This window comes from Roseateles sp. DB2 (assembly GCF_051857535.1).
GTDB lineage: Bacteria > Pseudomonadota > Gammaproteobacteria > Burkholderiales > Burkholderiaceae_C > Roseateles_B.
On the sequence record NZ_JBPZGY010000004.1, the window covers coordinates 31,644 to 52,553 of the forward strand.

Here is a 20,910-nt window from a genome sequence, read left to right on the forward strand (position 1 = left end):
ATCGCATTTATTGGGTCAGCCTTGAGCCAGCGCAAGACGGGTGCGTGAATTTTGTAGGGGTCTTCCTCCAGATGGGGCGCCGCGAGGGGGGGATGCGCCGGATTTTCCAGGGGCGGGCTTGTCGCTGGACGCAGGCTGGCGCAGCGCCTCCTTGCGAGGCCAATGCACCCGCCGGGCGGCCTGCCCGCAGGGTTGTCGAGGCGGCTGGCAGGGCGCTTGCCTCGCGCTGACAAGACTGCTGGGATGTCGTCGTCCTGCTGCAGCAGGCCCTGCAAAATCGGGCGCGCAAACGTTTAGCGTTTTCCTCATTCGCCGATACACTCCCGCTTTCTAGAATGCGCTGGCGTTGCTGCAGTGGCAGCGCCGGGCGGGTTGCGCGGCTGGGGCCGCGGGCCGGCCGTCCCCTTCTGTCTGTTGTCTGTTCTGTCGAGATGGAATTGCCCACCATGAAGACCATGCACGCTTTCGCCGCGACGGCTCTTGCCGCGCTGACCCTGGCCGCCACCACCGCGCAGGCTCAGCAGCCGGCCGTCATCTTTGACATGGGCGGCAAGTTCGACAAGAGCTTCAACGAGGCCGCCTACCGCGGCATCGAGCGCTGGAAGGCCGAGACAGGCAAGAACTATCTCGAGTTCGAGATCAGCAACGACACCCAGCGTGCCCAGGCCATCCGCCGCATGGCCGAGCGCGGCGCCAGCCCCATCATCTCGGTGGGCTTTGCCCAGGCCTCGGCCCTGCAGCAGGTGGCCAAGGACTTCCCCAAGACCAAGTTCGTCATCATCGACGAGAAGGTCAACATGCCCAATGTGCAGGCTGTGGTCTTCAAGGAGCACGAGGGCAGCTTCCTGATCGGCGCGCTGGCCGCGCTGACCAGCAAGTCGGGCAAGGTGGGCTTCGTGGGCGGCATGGACATTCCCCTGATCCGCAAGTTCCAGTGCGGCTACGAGCAGGGCGCCAAGGCGGCCAATCCCAAGATCGACATCCAGGCCAATATGACCGGCACCACGGCCACGGCCTGGAATGACCCGACGCGCGGCGGCGAGCTGGCCAAGGCCCAGTTCGCCAAGGGCGTGGATGTGGTCTTCGCCGCCGCCGGGGGCACGGGTGTGGGCGTCTACCAGGCGGCCAAGGACGCCGGCAAGCTGGCCATCGGCGTGGACAGCAACCAGAACCATCTGCAGCCCGGCACCATGCTCAGCTCCATGGTCAAGCGCGTGGACGTGGCCGTCTACAACGTGCTGAAGGAATGGCAGCCTGGCATCAAGATCCTGGGCCTGGCCGAGAACGGCGTCGAGTACGCCGTCGACCAGCACAACGCCAAGCTGATCAGCCCGCAGATCAAGGCCAAGGTCGAGGCCTACAAGGCCGACATCATCGCCGGCAAGATCAAGGTCGCCGACTACATGGCGGACAACGCCTGCAAGTACTGACGAGCCCCCGCGGCAAGACCTGACCCCGGTCGGGCCTGCCGCCCGGAAATCGCGGGGCGTCCGGCGTGGCGCCCTCCCAGCGCCACATCCCCATCCTCCCATGACAGCTCCGATGAGCACCGTCCAGCCGGCGGTCCGCCTCTGCGAGATCTCCAAGCGCTTCGGCGCCGTGCAGGCCAACCGCGGCGTGAGCATCAGCATTGCGGCCGGCACGGTCCACGGCATCGTTGGCGAGAACGGCGCCGGCAAGTCCACGCTGATGGCCATCCTCTACGGCTACTACCAGGCCGACGAGGGCCACATCGAGATCCAGGGCCGGCGCGTGCAGATCCCCGACTCCCAGGTCGCCATCGCCCAGGGCATCGGCATGGTCCACCAGCACTTCATGCTGGTCGAGACCCTCAGCTGCCTGGACAACGTCATGCTGGGCGCCGAGGGCGGCTTCTTCCTTGGTGGCGCCAAGAAGGCGGCCCGGGCGAAGCTGGAAGCCCTCATGCGCGAGACCGGCCTGCAGGTGCGCCTGGATGCCCTGGTGGGCGATCTTCCGGTGGGCGAGCTGCAGCGCCTGGAGATCCTCAAGGCCCTGTACCGCGGCGCCCGCATCCTGATCCTGGACGAGCCCACCGCGGTGCTGACGCCCCAGGAGACCGAGCAGCTCTTCGTGACCCTGCGCCAGCTGCGCGCCATGGGCACGACCATCCTGCTGATCACCCACAAGCTCAAGGAGGTGATGGCCCTGTGCGACGCCGTCACCGTGATGCGTGCCGGCCAGGTGGTGAAGACCGTGGCCATCGGCGAGACCAATCCCGAGGACCTGGCCGAGTCCATGGTGGGCCGCAAGGTCAGCCTGGGCCGCGAGGAAGGCGAGGCGGGCAGGGCCGGCGAGCTGCGCTTGCAGGCCCGCGGCCTGAGCCTGCGCAACGAGCAGGGGGTGCAGACGCTCAAGGGTGTGGATCTGGACCTGAGGGCGGGCGAGATCGTCGGCGTGGCCGGCGTGTCCGGCAATGGCCAGAGCGAGCTGCTGGCCCTGCTGTCGGGCATGCAGGCGCCTGCATCCGGCCAACTGCAGGTCGCCGGGCAGTCCTTCGAGCCGGGGGCCTGGATGACGCCCTCGCAGGCCCGTGCCCTGCGTCTGGCGCATGTGCCCGAAGATCGACATCTGTGCGGCATGGTGATGAGCTTTCCCGCCTGGGAGACTGCGGCCCTGGGCTACCACGAGCAGGACCCGTACCGCGCCGGGCCGCTGGGACTGTCCATGGACCAGGCCCACATGAAGACGCAGACGGCCGAATTCATGGAGCGCTTCGACGTGCGCCCCCGCGACCCGCTGCTGGGTTCCAGCAAGTTCTCCGGCGGCAACCAGCAGAAGCTGATCCTGGCCCGTGAGATGGCGCAGAAGCCCGCCGTGCTGCTGGTGGGCCAGCCCACCCGCGGCGTGGACATCGGCGCCATCGAGTTCATCCACGGCCAGCTGCGCCGCCTGGCGTCCGAAGGCTGTGCCGTGCTGCTGGTCTCCAGCGAACTGGACGAGATCCTGGCCCTGGCCGACCGTGTGGTGGTGATGAACGCCGGCCGCGTGACCGGCGAGCTGGCCATCGCCGATTGCAATGAAAAGACCCTGGGCCTGCTGATGACGGCCCAGCCCGAGGAGGCGCAGGCATGAGCGCGCAATCGTTGACCCTGCCGCGCTGGATGGACCTGGTGCTGCTGCCCCTGTGGAACCTGGCTGTCGCGCTGGGCGTGGCCGCCCTGGTGGTGCTGGCCATCCACCAGAGCCCGGCCCAGACCTTTTCCGTGCTGGTCGAAGGGGCCCTGGGCAGCGGCCGCGGCCTGGGCTACACCCTGTACTACACGACCACCTTCATCTTCACCGGCCTGGCCGTGGCCGTGGCCTTCCATGGCGGGCTCTTCAACATCGGTGGGGAAGGGCAGGCCACCTTCGGCGGCCTGGGCGTGGCCTTGCTGGCGCTGTGGCTCTCGCCCAAGCTGCCGGCCGTGGTGATGCTGCCCCTGCTGGTGCTGGGTGCGGCGCTGTTCGGCGCGGCCTGGGCGGCGGTGCCGGCCTATCTGCAGGCCTGGCGCGGCAGCCACATCGTGATCACCACCATCATGTTCAACTTCCTGGCGGCCAGCCTGAACGTCTACCTGCTGGTGAACTGGCTGCGTCCGGCGGGCTCCATGTCGCCCGAAAGCCTGGAGTTCGCCGACAGCGCCCGCATGCCCACGCTGCACGCGCTGGCGGAGAAGTTCGGCATGGAGTGGCCGTCCTCGCCCCTGAATCTGAGCCTGGTGCTGGCGCTGCTGGCCAGCGTCTTCGTGGGCTGGTTCCTGTGGAAGAGCCGCGCCGGCTACCGCCTGCGCGCCGTGGGTTCAGCGCCCGAGGCCGCGCATTACGCCGGCATCCGCCCGCGCCTGCAGGTGCTGGTGGCCATGGGGGTGTCCGGCGCCTTGGCGGGCCTGGTGGCCATCAACGAGATCTCCGGCGTGCAGGGCAAGCTGACCCTGGACTTCGTTGCTGGTGCCGGCTTCACCGGCATCGCCGTGTCCCTCATGGGGCGCAACCACCCGGTGGGCATCGTCATGGCCTCGCTGCTGTTCGGCGTGCTGTACCAGGGCGGGGTCGAGGTGTCCTTCGAGGTGCCGGGCTTCTCGCGGGAAATGGTGGTGACGGTGCAGGGTCTGATCGTGCTGTTCGCGGGGGCGATGGCCATGGTGTCGGCGCCGATGTTTGCGAAGCTCTACGCCGCCTTCAAGCGCCAGGAGTCCAAGCATGGATGAAGTTCTGATCGGTTCCGTGATCGCCTCCACCCTGCGCGTCACCACGCCTTTGCTGCTGGCTGCGCTGGCCGGCCTGCTGTCCGAACGCTCCGGCGTGGTGGACCTGGGCCTGGAGGGCAAGATGCTGTCGGCCGCCTTTGCCGCGGCGGCGGTGGGCGCGCTGACGGGTTCCACGCTGCTGGCCGTCGGGGCCGCGCTGCTGGTGGCCTGCGCGTGGTCGCTGGTGCATGGCTTTGCCTGCGTCAGCCACCGTGGTGACCAGGTGGTGTCGGGCGTGGCCATCAACATGGTCTCGGCGGGCCTCACGGTGGTGCTGGGCATTGCCTGGTTCGCCCAAGGTGGCCAGACCCCGCCGGTCTCGCCCGAGGTGCGCCTGCATGGCCTGGTGCCGGCTTTTGCCGAGCCCGCCGAAGGGCAGTGGTTCGCCTCGGTCTTCGGCCATGGCCTGCTGAGCCACAACGGCCTGGTCTACGCGGCCTTCGCGCTGGTCTTCGCCGTCTGGTACTTCCTGGAGCGCACGCGCCCGGGTCTTCGCCTGCGCGCCGTGGGCGAGAACCCGGCCATGGTCGAGGCGGCCGGCGTCTCGGTGAAGGGCCTGCGCTATGGCGCGCTGCTGCTCAACGGCCTGCTGTGCGGCCTGGCCGGCAGCTACCTGACCCTGGCCCAGAACGCCTCCTTCGCGCCCAATATGACCGCCGGTCGCGGCTACATCGCCCTGGCCGCCATGATCTTCGGCAAGTGGAAGCCCCTGCCTACCGCGGCAGCTTGCCTGTTGTTCGGTTTCCTCGATGCTGTCGCCATACGCCTGCAGGGCGTGAAGCTGCCGGGCGTCGGCGAGGTGCCGGTGCAGGCCATCCAGGCCTTGCCCTATCTGCTGACCGTCATCCTGCTGGCCGGCTTTATCGGCCAGGCCCTGGCGCCCAAGGCCCTGGGCCGGCCCTACGTCAAAGAACGCTGAAGGAAGAGCCATGCTGCCCCTTAACGACGCGCTGCTGCAGCAGCTGCTGGCCGCCGCGGCCGGCGCCCGCAGCCATTCGCATGCGCCCTACTCGAAGTACGCCGTGGGCGCCGCGGTGCTGGACGAGCAGGGCCGCGTGCACGCCGGCTGCAACATCGAGAACGCCGCCTACCCGCAGGGCTGGTGTGCCGAGACCACGGCCCTGGGCGCCATGGTCATGGCCGGCGGCCGCCAGGCCCGCGCGGTGCTGGTGATGGGCCCCGGCCCCGAGATCATCACACCCTGCGGCGGCTGCCGCCAGAAGCTGCGGGAATTCAACAGCGGTGACCTGATCGTCATCGCCGCCGACCCCGCCGGCATCAAGGCCCACTGGACGCTGGAGCAGTTGCTGCCCGCCAGTTTCGGCCCGGACCACCTCAGGTTCTGAGCGTCCGTCCCTCAAAAGAACACGGAGAAGACCCATGATCGACCGCAACACACTGAATCCCAAGATCGACGCCAGCGTCGCCAAGCTCCAGGCCCTGTTCGGCGCTGCGCCCGAAGTGGCCGTGGTGCTGGGCTCCGGCTGGGCCGGCGCCGTGGAGCAGGTGCAGGGTGCCCAGCACCTGTCCTATGCCGAGCTGCCGGCCTTCCCGCAGCCCAAGGTCGAGGGGCATGTGAACGAGGTCGTCGTCGGCACCATGGGTGCGCAGCGCGTGGTCATGCTGCGCGGCCGCGCCCACACCTACGAGAGCGGCGACTGCACCGGCATGGCCGGCGCCCTGCGCAGCCTCAAGGCCTGGGGCGTGAAGGTGCTGGTGCAGACCAACGCCTCCGGCTCCCTGCGCCCGCACATGCCGCCGGGCGCCCTGATGCTGATCTCTGACCACATCAACGCCCCGCAGCGCTCGCCTCTGGTGGGCGAGCCCGGCAGCGAACGCTTCGTGGACATGAGTGCCGCCTATGACGCCGAGCTGCGCCAGCACGCCAAGTCCGTGGCCAAGGCCGAGAACCTGATCGTGGGCGAGGGCGTCTACTGCTGGGCCCTGGGCCCGCAGTTCGAGACGCCGGCCGAGATCCGCATGTTCGCTGCCTGGGGCGCCGACGCCGTGGGCATGAGCACCGTGCCCGAGACCATCCTGGCCCGTCACGCCGGCCTGCGCGTCATGGGTCTGGCCCTGATGACCAATATGGCCGCCGGCCTGTCCGAGGAGGCCTTGACCCACGCCCTGACCCTGCAGCAGGCCCAAGCCTCAGGCGCGCGCGCCGCGGCCTACCTGGCCCAGGTGATCGCCGGCATGGCCGGGCTGGACTCGCTCAAGGGCTGAGCCACACAAAGGGCGGCCTGGGGTCGCCCAGGGAGAACCGCATGACAACGACACAAGACCGCCTGGACCTGCTCCAGGCCGCACGCCTGGCCCTGCAGTGCCTGGACCTCACCAGCCTCAACGACGCTGACACCGCCGCCGACGTGACCGCCCTGTGCGAGCGTGCCCAAACCGCCTTCGGCCCCGTGGCCGCCGTGTGCGTGTGGCCGCGCTTCGTGTCGCAAGCGCGATCGATGCTGCCGCCGGAGATCAAGGTGGCCGCCGTGGCCGATTTCCCGGATGGCGCCCTGGACGTGGCCCGCGCCATTGCCGACATCGAGACCATCGCCCAAGCCGGTGGCGACGAGGTCGACGTGGTGCTGCCCTGGCGCGCCCTGCAGGCCGGCCAGCGCAGCGAGGTGGAGGAGTTCCTGGCCGAGGTGCGCCATGCCAGCCGGCCGCTGACACTCAAGGTCATCATCGAGTCCGGCGAGCTGGCCGACCCCGCGCTGATCGCCGAGGCCACGCGCCTCTCGCTGGCCGCAGGCGCCGACTTCGTCAAGACCAGCACCGGCAAGACCCCGGTCAGCGCCACGCCCGAGGCCGCCCGCGTGATGCTGCGCGAGATCGCCGCATCCGGCATGGCCTCGGCGGGTTTCAAGGCCTCGGGCGGCATCCGCTCGGTGGCTGATGCCCAGGGCTATCTGCAACTGGCGGCCGAGGTGCTGGGCGCCGACGCCCTGCAGGCGCGCCGCTTCCGCTTCGGCGCCAGCGGCCTCTTGAAGGACATCGAATCCGTGCTGTCCGGCCAGGCCTCGCAGGCCGTCACCTCTGCTTATTGAATCCATGCTCGCCCAAGAAATCATCCGCACCAAGCGCGACGGCCACGCCCTGTCCGAGGCCCAGATCCAGTCCTTCGTGAAGGGCCTCACCGACGGCAGCTGGAGCGAGGGCCAGGTGGCCGCGCTGGGCATGGCCGTCTTTCTGCGCGGCATGGGCCGCGAGGAGGCCGTGCACCTGACCCGCGCCATGATGCATTCCGGCCGCGTGATGCAGTGGCCCGACATGCCCGGCCCTGTGCTGGACAAGCACTCCAGCGGCGGCGTGGGCGACAAGGTCAGCCTCATGCTCGCCCCCATGGTGGCGGCCTGCGGCGGCTATGTGCCCATGATCGCTGGCCGCGGCCTGGGCCACACCGGCGGCACCGTGGACAAGCTGGAAGCCATCCCCGGCTACACGACCACGCCGGACCCGGCCCGCTTCGACCGCATCGTGCGTGAGCTGGGCTGCGCCATCATCGGCCAGACGGGCGACCTGGCCCCGGCCGACAAGCGCTTCTACGCCACGCGGGACGTCACCGCCACCGTGGAGAGCGTGCCCCTGATCACTGCCTCCATCCTCTCGAAGAAGCTGGCGGCGGGCCTGCAGGGCCTGTCCATGGACATCAAGTGTGGCAACGGCGCCTTCGCCAGCACGCCCGCCTTCGCCCGCGAGCTGGCCGAGAGCATCGTGGCCGTGGCCGGTGGGGCGGGTCTCAAGACCCGTGCCCTGATCACCGACATGAACGAGGTCCTGGGCGACGAGGTGGGCAATGCCCTGGAGATTGCCGAGACCATCGCCTACCTCAAGGGCGAGCGCCAGGAGTCGCGCCTGCACGAGGTGACCCTGGCCCTGGCCGCCGAGATGCTGGTGATCGGCGGTCTGGCGGCTGACACCGCCGCCGCCCGCGCCCGCCTGCAGCAGGCCCTGGACAGCGGCGCCGCCGCCGAGAAGTTCGCTCAGATGGTGGTCGCCCTGGGCGGCCCGGCCGACCTGATGGAGCGCCCGCAGGCCTACCTGCCGGCCGCGCCCGTGATCCAGGCCATCCCCGCGCCGCGCGCCGGCGTGCTGTCGGCCATGAAGACCCGCGACATCGGCCTGCTCATCGTCGAGATGGGCGGCGGCCGCCGCGTGGCCAGCGATGCCATCGACTTCCGCGTGGGCCTGTCCGCCGTGCGGCATGTGGGTGCCAGCCTGGCGGCCGGCGAGCCGCTGGCGATGGTGCATGCGGCCGACGAGGCCCAGGCCCAGCGCGTGATCGCGGCCTACCAGGCGGCCGTGACCCTGGCGGAGCCGGGCACCGCGGTCGCCGCGGCGCCCATCGTGATGGACGTCATCGGCTGAGCAGGCCGCGGCGATCGGGCAGGGCGCCGGTAAAATCCCGGCCCTTCGCCCGGAATTTCCCATGACCACGCCGCCTGACCTCACGCCCCCCGACACCCAAGACGCCACGCCCGCTGAGGGCGAGGCCCCGCGCCGCGCCATCAAGAGCTTCGTCGTGCGCGCCGGCCGCATGGGCACGGGCCAGATCAAGGCCTTGGCCGAGCTGGGCCCGCGCTTCGTGCTGCCCTTCCAGGCTGGCACGCCCCTGAATTGCGAGGCCGTCTTTGGGCGCAAGGCCCCGGTGGTGCTGGAGATCGGCTTCGGCATGGGCGGCGCCACCGCGCAGATCGCCCAGACCCTGGCCGACCACGATTTCATCGGCTGCGAGGTGCACGAGCCCGGCGTGGGCGCGCTGCTGAAGCTGATCGGCGAGCAGGACATCCCCAATATCCGCATCTTCCAGCACGACGCCGTCGAGGTGCTGGAGCAGATGATCCCCAAGGCCAGCCTGGCCGGCATCCACATCTTCTTCCCCGACCCCTGGCACAAGAAGCGCCACAACAAGCGCCGCCTGATCCAGACGCCCTTCGTGGCCAAGCTGATCGAGCACCTCGCCCCCGGCGGCTACCTGCACTGCGCCACCGACTGGCAGCCCTATGCCGAGCAGATGCTGGAGGTGCTCAGCGCCGAGCCGCAGCTGCAGAACACGGCCCAGGGCTATGCCGAGAAGCCGGCCTACCGGCCCCTCACCAAGTTCGAGAACCGCGGCCTGAAGCTGGGCCACGGCGTCTGGGACCTGGTCTTCAAGAAACGCTGAAGCGCGGCTGCGCCCCGGCTGATAGAGTCCCCGCTCATGTCTGACGCACTCCCACTGGCCGGCAAGCACATCCTGCTGGCACTCTCCGGCGGCGTGGCCTGCTACAAGGTCGCCGAACTCACCCGCCTGCTCGTGAAGGCCGGGGCCACCGTGCAGGTGATGATGAGCGAGGCCGCCGAGGCCTTCATCACGCCGGTCACGATGCAGGCGCTGTCCAACCGGCCGGTCTACACCAGCCAGTGGGACGCACGCGAGCCCAACAACATGGCGCACATCAACCTCAGCCGCGAGGCCGATGTGATGCTCATCGCCCCCGCGAGCGCCGACATGATCGCCCGCCTCGTGCAGGGCCGTGCGGACGAGCTGGTCTCGCTCACCGCCCTGGCCCGCCCGCGCGAGCGCTGCGGCCTGCTGGTCGCACCGGCCATGAACCGCGAGATGTGGACCCACCCCGCCACCCAGCGCAACATCGCCCAGCTGCAGGCCGATGGCGCCCAGGTGCTGGGCCCGGGCCACGGCGACCAGGCCTGCGGCGAGGTGGGCGATGGCCGCATGCTGGAGCCGCAGCAGCTGCTGGAGGCCGTCATCGCGCACTTCCAGCCCAAGCTGCTGCAGGGCCGCCGCCTGCTCATCACGGCGGGCCCGACCTTTGAGGCCATCGACCCGGTGCGCGGCATCACCAACCTCTCCAGCGGCAAGATGGGCTTTGCCATCGCGCGCGCTGCCGCCGAGGCCGGCGCCGAGGTCACGCTGATCGCGGGTCCCGTGCACCTGCCCACGCCGGTGGGCGTGCGCCGCATCGACGTCACCAGCGCCCAGCAGATGCTGGAGGCCGTGCTGCCGCGCGCGCCGCAGCACGAGGTCTTCGTGGCCACGGCTGCCGTGGCCGACTGGCGCCCCGCCCAGCTCAACGAGCACAAGATCAAGAAGGACGGCAAGAAGAGCGCGCCCACCTTCGAGCTGACCGAAAACGCGGACATCCTCGCCACCGTGGCCGCGCTGCCCGATGCGCCCTACTGCGTGGGCTTTGCCGCCGAGAGCCAGGATCTCGTCAAGCACGCCCGCGAGAAGCTGCTGCGCAAGAAGCTGCCCCTGGTGGTGGGCAACCTCGGCCCGGCCACCTTCGGCAAGGACGACAACAGCCTGGTGCTGGTGGAGGCCGACCGCGAGACCGAGCTGCCCCGCGCCGACAAGCTCACGCTGGCCCGCCAGCTGGTGGCCGAGATTGCCCGGCGCGTCGGCTGAGCGCCACCCCTGTTCGGTCAGGTGGCAAGACCTGACCCCTTTCGACCTCTCTCCCAGAATCCCATGAGCACCATCGACCTGAAAGTCCTCGACGCCCGCATGGCCGAGCAGCTGCCCGCCTACGCCACGCCCGGCTCGGCCGGCCTGGACCTGCGCGCCTGCCTGGACGCCGCCGTGACCCTGGAGCCCGGCCAGACCCATCTGGTGCCCACCGGCCTGGCCATCCACATCGCCGACCCGGGCCTGGCGGCCGTGATCCTGCCGCGCTCGGGCCTGGGCCACAAGCACGGCGTGGTGCTGGGCAATCTCGTGGGCCTGATTGACTCGGACTACCAGGGCCAGCTCATGGTCAGCGTCTGGAACCGCAGCCAGACCGCCTTCGTGATCCAGCCCATGGAGCGCATCGCCCAGCTGGTGATCGTGCCGGTGGTGCAGGCCCAGTTCCGGGTGGTGGATGAGTTCGGCACCAGCGACCGCGGCGAAGGCGGCTTCGGCTCGACGGGCAAGCACTGAGGCGCTCAGCCTGACGCGGGCTGGTGGCAAGATCCGCCCCCGCTTGTTCGAGAGGCCGGCCTTCCATGATGGACAAATTCTTGCTGCGGCAGCGAGTGCTGGACCAGCTCGCCGCTGACCTGCTGCAGGCCGAACAGGCCGCGCGGGTGGCCCATGAAACGGCGACTCATGAAGAGAACATCGCCGAGAACAAGTACGACACCTTGGGGCTGGAGGCCGCCTACCTGGCCACCGGCCAAGCGCGTCGCGCCGAAGCCATCCGTCAGGCGATGGCCCAGTGGCGCCAGTTCCAACCCCGCCCCTACGACCCGAGCAAAGGCATACAGCTGGGCGCGCTGGTCTGCCTGGTCGATGCCGACGGCGGGGAGCAGCAGCTCTTTCTCGGTCCTGAGGGCGGCAGCATGAAGTTGCTCAGCGACGCTCAGTGGGTGCAGGTCATCAGCAGCGAAGCGCCCTTGTGCAAGGCTGTGCTGGGGAAATGCGAGGGTGATGAGGTGTTGATGCAGGTCGTTGCCGTCCGACAGCAGTTTGAGGTGCTGTGGGTTGAATAGGCGGCAGCGAGTTCAAGGCGCGTGAAGGTGTCGTTCGGCGCAGATGCGGCCTTGGCTGAAACCTTGTGGTTGGGGGGGCTGGGTCTTGTGTCTGAGTGGCTACACCTTGCGTACGCAGGTCACCAAGCTCATTGACACCGTGCAGGGCAAACACGTTCTTGGCGAGATCGATACCCACGCACAAAATGGCCCTGACTTCCCCTTCCGAATGAGTTGATGAGAGATCGCACTTCCCTTCGTGGCACTTGGTTGCCGTTCGCCGCATCGCGGCTGGTTCGGGACGGGGAAGTCCCTTTCATTCGTTAGGCATCGCAACAAACCCGCTGCTACACATGAACCACGCTGCCCGAGATCAGATCCTGAATGCCAGCTACACGCTGTTTCGCGATGGCCAAGTCGACGCCATAAGTCAGTACTTCGCTCCGGACTACGTTGTTCACATCACGGATCAGGACGTACTAGGTGGAACAAGTTTGGTTCGATCAGTTGTCGATCTGTATCGCGGAGCGTTTCCCGACCTGAGTGTTGAGGTGCGGTTCTTCCTTGACTCATCAGACACCGTGAGTTGGCAGAGAACCATGCGCGCAACCCATACAGGTCCCTTCAAAGGCTTCCCTGGTACAGGTCAGCCCATCATCTGGCGGGAGATGGTGGTTAGTCGCTTGTCCGGCACACTCATTGCGGAGGAGTGGGTTGTCACGGAACTTGCTGAACGACTGCTTCTCGGCCGAAAGTCGCTTTCTCGAACCTTGCGGAAGCCGAACCGGCAACGCGGCGATGCCTAACCCTTTACAGGGACCTCCCGGTAACTATGCAAGCTCAATGAGGACTGTTTTCGATACCTGCCTTTGCTGTGTTCCCATCCAGACCTGAGTTCGGGATCGATGCAGTGGCACAGAGAACAGACTGCACATCTACAGGCGGCCTTGTTGCACTCGGGTGTCGGTGCGGGCCCAGATAGCAAGCGCTCAACAGGCCTCCATTCACTCCCCGCCGTCGCCACCAGTGGCGTGGCACAGCTCACGCAGATGCGGTCTGGAACTGCGCCCCATCCGACGTCAGGGCGTCGTCGCGGTGCCCCCGCTCGCGCCCGACGCACCGCTCGCGCCTGAAGCACCGCTGGCGCCCGACGCACCGCTCGCGCCTGAAGCACCGCTGGCGCCCGACGCTCCTCCAGCGCCCCCACTCTCCCCACCACCGCCGCTAGCTCCCCCCGTCCCACCCGTGCTCCCCGGCGCCGGCACCGGCAAGGGCGCATCCCGCATGCTGGGCTGGCTCACCCCGCCCACGGCGCTGTTCATGCTCGTGCGGCGGGCCTCGTCGCCCGTGCGCACCCCCTCGCGGCGCTGCTGGCGGGCGTTCAGGTGGGCGGTCTCCAGTTCCGCGCTCGGGTTGATGCTGGCATTGCGGATGCGATCGGCCTGCGCCTGAGCGGCCAGGCGGTTCAGGGGCACGGCATCGGTATGGAAATGCAGCTCCACGGAGGAGTTCAGCTCGGCCTCGGTGTTGATCTCCTCGGTGCGCTGGCTGCGCTCGGTGTTGACGTAGGAGATGGTGTTCTCGACCTCGGCGCTGGCGCCCCAGGCACCGATGCCGAAGCTGCCACCCGCCTTGACCCGGTTCTGCATGCCGAACTGGCTGCCGCGGTCCTGGGAGGCGGCGCTGCGGGTGTCGATGTGGAAGCGCATGGCGGCGTTGATCTTGCCGGCGTCGATCACGATGCGGTTCATGCCCATCATCACCATGGTGGCCAGCATCTGCTGGCGCTGGCGGGCCAGCTGGCGCCGCGCGAAGGGCACCAGGGCTTCGGGGTTGGCCGCCTCGATGGGCTCGTTGGGGCCCAGGCCGAAGGCGGCGCGCAGGGTGTCGGGCTCGGGCATGTGGCCGCCGGGGCGCAGGCGCAGGCGCGGCACCTCGGGGGCGTCGTCGGGGTCGGGCGTCTCGCCGGGCTCGGGGCGGTCCTCGGGGTCCGGGGCCTCGGGGGCGTCCATCTCCAACTGGTCGGGGAAGTGGTCGACCAGCCACTGCCGGGCCTGCGTCTCGTGCGTGGCCAGCTGCTCGAAGCCCTGGGCCGAGCCGGACACGGCATTGAGCAGCTGCAGGTACTGCTGCAGCTGGGTCTGGTTGGAGTCGTTCATGGCGCGGAACACGCCATTGAGCAGGTCGGTCACGAAGCGGGGGAAGCTGATGGCATTGAGCGTGTCCCGCGTGGTCTGGCCGATCTGGCGCGTGGCCGTGCCGAAGTCGGGCTGGGCCTCCAGGCTCTGCACGGCAGCCTGCTGCGCGCGGGGCTGGCGGCGGCGGATGGCCTGCTCGGCCTCGTGCTCTTCCTGCAGGCTCAGGGCGACGAGGTGCGAGACCTTGACCATGGCCTGGGCCAGGTCGCGGCGCTGCTCCGGCGGCAGCTCGGCATAGGCCTGGGTGTGGGCCAGCTGCTGGCGCACGGCGGCGCGCAGCCAGGGCGGCGGGGTGTCGGCTTCCAGCCCCAGCGCAGTGGCCCCGGGGGATGGCGGCGACGGCGCTGGTGCACGGGCTCGGGCAGGGGCAGGGCTCAGCGCCTCCATGGTCAGAAGGCCTCCAGCAGGGCCAGGTTCACCACCTCGGGGCGCTCGCCCCGGGCGGAGAGCCGCCAGCGCTCGGCTGCCGCGATGAGGGTCTGCAGGGCGGGATCAGCCGGCGCGATGGCAAAGCCCTGGCTCGCCGCCTGAGCCAGCCACATGAGCACCTGGCTGCCGGCGCGGGCGCGGTCGAAGCGCTGGCGCAGGTCGCCCAGCACCTCGCGCTCATGGACCAGGGCTGCGCGCACCAGGCCGTGCAGGTCCCGCACGCCGAAGGCCGTCTGTAGCTGGCGGTCGCCCAGCAGCTGCAGGGCGCTGCGCAGCTGGCCCAGCAGCTCGTCGGCCGCCTGCAGCAGCATGCCTTCGAGGCGGCTGGCGGCAATCTCCAGCAGGCCCTGGGCCGCATGCTGGAGGCCGACTTCCTCGCGCACATCGTGCTGGCCGGCGTTGTCGGCCAGGGGCACGAGGGCGCCGCACAGGCGGGCCAGGGCGGGCTCGAAGTCCTGCGGATCGAAGGCCTGGGCCAGCAGGGCGCGGCGCTCGTCGCCCGAGAGGCGCTGGCGGCGCTCCTTCCACAGCTTCTTCAGCAGGGGCTCCAGCTTGGGCAGGGCCACGCTGATGGCGCCGCTGCTCCACAGCGCGGCAATGCGCTCGCTGGCGCGGATCATGGGCTCCAGCTCCTGCACCAGGTAGAGGCTGGCGAGCACGCCCAGCTGGGCCGGCGCGCGCGTGGGGCGGGCCGGCTCGGGCAGGTCGATGGCGCCGAGGTCCAGGCCCTGGGCCAGCAGGCGCAGGGCGGGCAGGTGGGCGGCCTGCAGGGCCTCGGCCTGGTCCAGCAGGGTGGACAGCGCCAGGACCGCCGGCTCGGGGGCGGGCGGCAAGGCATCGCCGCCGGCCAGGGCCGTGGCGGTAGGGGGCGGGGCAGTCTCGCAGCTCACGGCGATGCTCCAGGGCGGGCCTCAGGCGGCCATGCGCGGGGGCGTCTGGCCGGCGGGGGCTGCGGCAGTGCCGGCCGGCGCGGGCGCGGCACCGGGTGCCGCAGGCCTCGGTGGATTGGGGTCGAAGGGCGTGGCATTGCCCTGGATGGACGCCAGCATGCCCGGCGTGGCCAGCTTCTCCATGGGGAAGTAGTCGCTCTTGAAGTTGACCCGCACCTCGCCGGTCAGCTTGGCCTTCAGCGAGGCCTTGGACTCGCTGCTCTCGTCCACCGAGGACTGGACGGTGGTCATGTGGTCGTAGTCGTTGCGGTTCACCGTGGCAGCGCCCCAGCCGAGGAAGCCGCCCGCCGCTGCGGAGGTGTTGCTGTTGTGCATCTGCTCGCGGTCCGAGAGGCCTGCCTTGGCCTTGCGCAGGGCTTGGTCGCTGGCGCGGAAGTCGAACACCACCTTGGCGTTGATGGCGCCGTCGGTGACCACGATGCGGTTGATGCCCAGCAGGGTCATGGAGGCCAGCATCTGCTGGCGCGAGCGCGCCATCTGCACGCGGGCCGCGGCCACGAGGCGCGCTTCCTGGTCCGCATCCGAGAGATCGGTGACGGGCTTGAGCAGCTGCAGCTCCTGGTTGATGCGGGCCAGCGCCCCTTCGTTGTCCTCGTTGCGCAGCTGCAGGCGCTGGCCCGTGCCGCCTTCGTCGTCCTCGCCACGGCCGATGCTGAGGGCGTCTGGGAACTTGTCACTCAACCAGCCGCGGGCCTGGTCCAGGCTGATGTTGTCCTGGGCGAACTGGTCCACGGTCTGGGCCACGGACTTGAGCAGTTCGCCATAGGCCTGCATCTGCTGGATGCTGGCGTTGACGATGGCCTGGAACACGTTCTGGATCAGCCCGCCCACGAAGGCCGGGAAGTCCACCGCGCTGACCAGGTTCTTGAACTGATCGGTGCCCTGCTTGAGGGCGCCGGCCTTGAAGTCGGCGCCGGCAAAGGTGCCCACCTTCTCCGAGGCCTTGTCCTTGGCCGCACCCACGCCGCCGGCCAGGGCCTCGACCGAAGCCGCCTCGCTGCGCGGCTGCTGGTCCGGGTCCGGCGTGTCGACGCCGTCCTTGCGCACGACCGGGCGCTCGAACTCCTCGCGCGCCAGGCCTTGCGGATTGGCCATGAAGGAGGCCACGCGCACCATGGTCTGGGCGATCTCGCGCTGCTGCTCGGCAGGCAGGGCGCGGAAGCCCTCGCTCTGGGCCAGCAGGGCCCGCACCTGCGGTCGCACGGTGGACAGGGTGGCGTCGTCGAGCCAGTCGTGCGAGGCAGCCGGGGCAGGGGTCGGAGGCGCGGTGCTGGGCATGGCGGGGTCCTCAGGCGGCGGGGGCGGGAGCGGGGGCCTGCGCAGGCGTGCCCGCCGCGGGCGCTGCCGCACCCGGCGTGGTGGTGACCGGCCGCGCCGCCATCGTCTTGACCATGCCTGGCTGCGAGTTCATCTGGATGGCGGCGATGGCCGCCGGGTCGGCCATCTTCTCCAGCGGCAGGTAGTCGCTCTTGAAGTTGACCTCCACATGGCCGGCCAGGCTGGCCTTGGTCTGCAGCGAGGAGTCGTCGCGCAGCTGGCTGGTGCTCATCAGCGTGACGACGGGCGCCTCGTTGTACTTGTAGGCACCGGTGGAGTAGGTGCTGGCGTCGGTCTTGCCGGTGAGCACGCCGGTGTCGCTGCGGGTCTCGCTGCCGCCTTCCTTCTTGTAGTCCCACTGGCCTTCGCCGCTGTGGGTCTTCTGGACGTTGCCGTACATGTCCGTCGCGTAGTCGTACTTGACGGCGCTCTTCTGGAAGCGGCGGTTGTCGCGGGCCTGGAAGTCGAACAGCACTTTGGCCGAGATCTTGCCGTCGGTCACCACGATGCGCTGCATGCCCATCATCACCATGGTGGCCAGCAGTTGCTGGCGCCCGGTGGCGATGGTGGTGCGCGCGGCGGGCACGAGCAGGGCCTCGATGAGGTTGTCGTCGATGCGCTGCAGGGGCTGGGCCAGGGGCAGGCCGCTGCCGTTGATGCGGGCGATGGCGTCCTTCTCCTCCACGCCCTCGCGCAGGGTCACGCGCGGGCCGGTGGCCGGCGCGTCGCCGAAGCTGAAGTCGCCCTGGCCGGGCTCCTGCAGCTGGAAGAGGTCGGGGAAGCGCTCGATGAGGTTGTCCCGGCCCTGGTTGGCCGTGGTGTTCTCGTCGCGGAACTGGTTGAGGCTTTTGGAGACGTCGGCCACCAGCTTGGCATAGGCCTCCATCTGCTCGATGGAGCTGGTGACGATGCTGTGGAAGACGCCGTTGATCAGGCCGCTGACGAAGCCGGGGAAGTTCACCCCCTTGATCATGGCCACGGCCTGCTCCACGCCCGTGCGCACGGCGGCGCCGAAGGCCGGGGCGTCGTCGGCCTCGACGTCCTTGACGCTGCTGGTGCTGCCGCGCGCATTGGCCTGGTTGTTCAGCGCCCCGAAGCCCAGCAGGCCGCCCGCGGCCAGGGACTGCACCTCGGGCGCTGCCTGCTGCGGGTCGACCTTCATGCCCGGCTCGGCCAGGAAGGCGCCGACCTGCACCAGGTCGTGGGCCAGCTGGCGCTGGGTGTCCGGCGCCAGGCGGGTATAGGCCGGGCTCTGCTCCAGCAGGGCGCGAACGGAGCTGCGGGTCGCCTGCAGCGTCTCGCGGCTGACGGGCGGCGTGGCGGACGAAGGGCTGGGGGCGGGCAGGGCACTCATCTCACACCTCGGGGCTCAGGGCTTGACCGGCGAGCGCGCGTTCGTTCATCTGGTCGCGCAGCTCGAACTCGATGGGGCGCACGTAGAGGCTGATGCGGGCGTCGCTGCGCGGCGTGACCCGCACGGACAGCACCGAGAAATGCCCCTGCTCGCGCGCATCGTCCACGCCGAAGGCCTGCAGCCAGCGCTCCAGGGCCAGCAGCTGGCGCGGGCGCTCGGCCAGGCCCAGGCGGACCAGATCGACGAAGCCCGTGGGCAGGTCGGGCAGTGCGGAGAGCAGGATCTCCAGCTTCAGCTCGACACCTTCGGGCGACTCGCGCAGGCCCAGCAGGGCCGAGCCGTGCGGCAGCTCGAAGCGCCCGCCCAGGGCCACGCCCACGGCGCGCATCAGCGAGGGCAGGCGCTGGGCCAGGCCCAGCTCGTTCATCAGCGATCCCAGCTCCGACAGCACCAGCGGCCCGCGGTGCATGAAGGTCACGCGCTGCGAGCCGGCGTCGCGCTTGCAGCCGATGCTGGTGAAGATGGGCATGAGCCGCGGGTAGAGCATCATCACCCGGCGCGTGAGCCGGGCCAGGCCCGGGCTCAGGGCCTCGATCTGCTGCGGGTTGAGCTCGTAGTAGATCTTGGCGGCGTAGAGCCCGTCCTCGTCGAAGGCGCTGCCGAACCAGGCGCCGAAGTTCATCCACGACAGGCCGGACATGCCACGCCAGGCCTCGCTGCGCTCGTCGAACCAGCGCAGGGCGTCTCGGCCGAAGATGGGGTAGACCAGCCGGCGCAGCTCGCGCGTGGCCTCGTCACGCCGGGCCATGGGGCTGGCCTCAGGCTCCAGCGGCGAGATGGTGAAGCGCAGCATGCGCGGCTCGCTCTCCGAGAACGAGGGCTCATAGGGCACCGCGCCGGGCGTCAGCGCGTTGTTGGCATAGGCCAGGTCGTTCTCGGGCCGGGCGAAGCTGCGCTGCAGCATGGGGCCCACGTAGTCCATGGGATCGCTGACGCCGAGGCGGCGCGAGGCCACCGCCAGCGACTGCGCCACGTGCTTGAACATCGGTTGCGTCATGGGGGGCCTCCTGGGCTCAGATGGGCAGGTTCACGCCCACCGAGGCCAGCACGTCGCGCGCGGCCTGGGGCATGTCGATGGGCCGGCTGGTCATGGCCGGCGCCTCGATGGACTGGGAGTAGTGCTCGACGCTTTGCTCCTGCACGCCCATCACGGCCAGCCACTGCTCGCAGGCGTTGACCAGGTCCCAGTCTGTGGGCTTGAGCGTGGGATTGGCGCCGCTGGAGATGCGCATCTGCGGGTTGGAGATCTCGTCGATGGACAGCACCGGGCCGGAGATGTTGGCCAGGCGCTGGATGTTCTCGGAGATCCAGCGAATGATGATGGCCCCGGCCCGCGACTGGGTGCGGAAGCGGTGCGTGTTCTTGGCACCGCCCAGGTAGTTGACGTTGACCATGTCGATCACCTGCCACATGTCCCGGGCGCCGAAGGCCGAGCGCAGATCGGGGTCCTGCAGGATGTCGCGGAAGTTGATGATGGTGTTCTGCAGCTCGGTCGCGGCGAAGTAGGCGATGCCGTAGCCGTTGCGCGAGAGGTTGGCGCCCAGGTCGCGTGCGGCCTTGCGCACCTGCTCCTGGCTGACGGCCATGGGCACGTTGTTGCGCAGCAGGCGCTCCACCGAGATCTGGCGGGCGAAGCTGGACACGGCCGAGACGAAGCGCAGCCACAGCTCGTTGAAATCCCGGTTCGGGTCGCCGGCACTGGGGTTGCCGCCGGGGGCGCCGAACATGCGGAAGTACAGCTCGCGGCGTTCGGCCTCGGTGATGCGCTCGGAGCTGGTCTTGAAGTACTTGAAGAGCTTGTCGCCCACCGTGCCCTTGCCCAGGGGCAGCAGGCCGCCGCGGAAGAGGTCGACGATCTTGTCCACCACCTGGAACATGCGCATCTCCTCCAGCTGGTAGGCGAAGTAGATGGCCTGCGAGGCCTGCAGGTTCTCCTTCTGGATCTCCACGTCCACCGACTCTTCCAGATCCGGCAGCATGATCTCCAGGGCCGAGGGCGGGGCGCCTTCCACCATGCCGGTCAGCAGGTTGAAGGCGTTGTCCATGCGGCTGACCAGCCAGGGGTCGTTGGGCGAGATGCCCTCGTCGCGGATGCGGCGCACGATGGAGGCCAGGCTGTTGGCGGAGACGGCGTAGACGGTGTCGTCCGGGTCCGGCACCAGGTAGCTGCTGCCCTTCGTGCTGGTGCTGCGCCCGCTGATGAAGCCGGGCGCCTCCGGATCCACATAGCCCTTCTCGATCTGCGACTTGAGCGTCACCTCATGGCGCGTGGTGAAGCGGTTGAAGGCCGCCATGAACAGGGCGCGGTTCTGCTCGAACTCGCCGCGCGCGATGGTCACCTTGGAGATGAAGTTCAGGTTGTCCGGGCCCTGGATGCCGTCCAGCAGCAGCAGGCCGCAGACGGCCAGGATCTCCTTCTCCTCGACACCCAGCTCATTGGGCTGCACGCCGTACTGGCTGCCCATGAAGCCATAGCGCATGACGTAGTCGGTCTGGCCGGTCTGGGAGAGCACGGCCCAGGACTTGCCCGAGACCTGCTCGGCCACGCCGCGGTAGAGCTCGTCGGTGGTGTCGCGGTCGGCGAGTTGGGCGCGCAGATCGTCCAGCTCCTTCTTCAGGTCCGGGCCCAGGCCGCCGGTGCGGGCCTTGGTGTTCTCGATGCGCTCCAGATTGGCGATGCGCACGCGGATCTCGGCGCGGCGGTTGCGGTCACGTTCGGCCAGGTCGATGAAGAGGATGCGGTTCATGGGGGTGGCTCCTGTTTGGGTGTTGGCTGCCGCAGCGGAGGCGGGGGCTTTGGGTGCGGCGATGCCCGCACGGGAGGGACGGGCCGGCGCCGGAGCGCGGGCCTTGCGGGTGGGGGGAGGCGGCGCCGCCGCGGCAGCGCTCGTCTTCTTGCGGGG

General features: G+C 69.4%; 19 protein-coding genes. 13 read left to right on the forward strand and 6 right to left on the reverse strand.

The window, feature by feature from the left end:
• The first annotated feature begins 446 nt into the window (after positions 1–446).
• The 13 genes from ACS5PK_RS07540 to ACS5PK_RS07600 all read left to right on the forward strand — a co-directional run bounded on the left by ACS5PK_RS07540 (position 447) and on the right by ACS5PK_RS07600 (position 12,505).
• Entirely contained in the window at positions 447–1,430 is a 984-nt protein-coding gene (locus ACS5PK_RS07540; protein ID WP_439439621.1) for a BMP family lipoprotein, read from the forward strand.
• A 112-nt stretch (positions 1,431–1,542) separates the two neighbouring features.
• Positions 1,543–3,093 carry an ABC transporter ATP-binding protein gene (locus tag ACS5PK_RS07545; protein ID WP_439439622.1) on the forward strand — a complete coding sequence of 517 codons (1,551 nt, stop codon included), beginning with the start codon at positions 1,543–1,545 and terminating at the stop codon, positions 3,091–3,093.
• On the forward strand, positions 3,090–4,208 hold the full coding sequence (locus ACS5PK_RS07550; protein ID WP_439439623.1) for an ABC transporter permease: 1,119 nt from the start codon (positions 3,090–3,092) through the stop codon (positions 4,206–4,208). The genes ACS5PK_RS07545 and ACS5PK_RS07550 overlap by 4 nt, the downstream gene beginning before the upstream one ends.
• Entirely contained in the window at positions 4,201–5,166 is a 966-nt protein-coding gene (locus ACS5PK_RS07555; RefSeq protein WP_439439624.1) for an ABC transporter permease, read from the forward strand. The genes ACS5PK_RS07550 and ACS5PK_RS07555 overlap by 8 nt, the downstream gene beginning before the upstream one ends.
• A 10-nt stretch (positions 5,167–5,176) precedes the next feature.
• The gene (gene cdd / locus ACS5PK_RS07560; protein ID WP_439439625.1) at positions 5,177–5,593 is read left to right on the forward strand and encodes a cytidine deaminase; all 417 of its coding nucleotides are present in this window, start codon (positions 5,177–5,179) and stop codon (positions 5,591–5,593) included.
• Between the two features lie 34 nt (positions 5,594–5,627).
• Positions 5,628–6,473 (forward strand): purine-nucleoside phosphorylase, encoded by an 846-nt coding sequence (locus ACS5PK_RS07565; RefSeq protein ID WP_439439626.1) that lies wholly within the window; start codon positions 5,628–5,630, stop codon positions 6,471–6,473.
• Positions 6,474–6,514: 41 nt separating this feature from the next.
• Complete coding sequence (gene deoC / locus ACS5PK_RS07570) at positions 6,515–7,294, forward strand: deoxyribose-phosphate aldolase (protein ID WP_439439627.1); 780 nt, start codon at positions 6,515–6,517, stop codon at positions 7,292–7,294.
• A gap of 4 nt (positions 7,295–7,298) precedes the next feature.
• On the forward strand, positions 7,299–8,615 hold the full coding sequence (gene deoA / locus ACS5PK_RS07575) for a thymidine phosphorylase (protein WP_439439628.1): 1,317 nt from the start codon (positions 7,299–7,301) through the stop codon (positions 8,613–8,615).
• 61 nt (positions 8,616–8,676) lie between these two features.
• On the forward strand, positions 8,677–9,411 hold the full coding sequence (trmB, locus tag ACS5PK_RS07580) for a tRNA (guanosine(46)-N7)-methyltransferase TrmB (protein WP_439439629.1): 735 nt from the start codon (positions 8,677–8,679) through the stop codon (positions 9,409–9,411).
• Positions 9,412–9,447: 36 nt separating this feature from the next.
• Positions 9,448–10,656 carry a bifunctional phosphopantothenoylcysteine decarboxylase/phosphopantothenate--cysteine ligase CoaBC gene (gene coaBC, locus ACS5PK_RS07585; RefSeq protein WP_439439630.1) on the forward strand — a complete coding sequence of 403 codons (1,209 nt, stop codon included), beginning with the start codon at positions 9,448–9,450 and terminating at the stop codon, positions 10,654–10,656.
• A gap of 63 nt (positions 10,657–10,719) precedes the next feature.
• On the forward strand, positions 10,720–11,169 hold the full coding sequence (gene dut / locus ACS5PK_RS07590) for a dUTP diphosphatase (protein WP_439439631.1): 450 nt from the start codon (positions 10,720–10,722) through the stop codon (positions 11,167–11,169).
• Positions 11,170–11,237: 68 nt separating this feature from the next.
• Positions 11,238–11,720 (forward strand): GreA/GreB family elongation factor, encoded by a 483-nt coding sequence (locus tag ACS5PK_RS07595; RefSeq protein ID WP_439439994.1) that lies wholly within the window; start codon positions 11,238–11,240, stop codon positions 11,718–11,720.
• Between the two features lie 332 nt (positions 11,721–12,052).
• The gene (locus tag ACS5PK_RS07600; protein ID WP_439439632.1) at positions 12,053–12,505 is read left to right on the forward strand and encodes an ester cyclase; all 453 of its coding nucleotides are present in this window, start codon (positions 12,053–12,055) and stop codon (positions 12,503–12,505) included.
• 273 nt (positions 12,506–12,778) lie between these two features.
• Here ACS5PK_RS07600 and ACS5PK_RS07605 read toward each other — a convergent pair whose 3' ends face one another.
• From ACS5PK_RS07605 to ACS5PK_RS07630, 6 genes are read right to left on the reverse strand one after another with little or no spacing between them, the layout of a single operon-like run.
• A complete protein-coding gene (locus tag ACS5PK_RS07605; RefSeq protein ID WP_439439633.1) occupies positions 12,779–14,284 on the reverse strand; it encodes a hypothetical protein in 1,506 nt (501 codons plus the stop codon).
• Positions 14,285–14,286: 2 nt separating this feature from the next.
• On the reverse strand, positions 14,287–15,216 hold the full coding sequence (locus ACS5PK_RS07610; RefSeq protein ID WP_439439634.1) for a hypothetical protein: 930 nt from the start codon (positions 15,214–15,216) through the stop codon (positions 14,287–14,289).
• Positions 15,217–15,237: 21 nt separating this feature from the next.
• The gene (locus ACS5PK_RS07615) at positions 15,238–16,554 is read right to left on the reverse strand and encodes a hypothetical protein (RefSeq protein WP_439439635.1); all 1,317 of its coding nucleotides are present in this window, start codon (positions 16,552–16,554) and stop codon (positions 15,238–15,240) included.
• A gap of 10 nt (positions 16,555–16,564) precedes the next feature.
• Positions 16,565–17,947 (reverse strand): hypothetical protein, encoded by a 1,383-nt coding sequence (locus ACS5PK_RS07620; protein WP_439439636.1) that lies wholly within the window; start codon positions 17,945–17,947, stop codon positions 16,565–16,567.
• Position 17,948: 1 nt separating this feature from the next.
• The gene (locus ACS5PK_RS07625; protein WP_439439637.1) at positions 17,949–19,004 is read right to left on the reverse strand and encodes a hypothetical protein; all 1,056 of its coding nucleotides are present in this window, start codon (positions 19,002–19,004) and stop codon (positions 17,949–17,951) included.
• Between the two features lie 16 nt (positions 19,005–19,020).
• Positions 19,021–20,754 (reverse strand): hypothetical protein, encoded by a 1,734-nt coding sequence (locus ACS5PK_RS07630; RefSeq protein WP_439439638.1) that lies wholly within the window; start codon positions 20,752–20,754, stop codon positions 19,021–19,023.
• Positions 20,755–20,910: the final 156 nt, after the last annotated feature.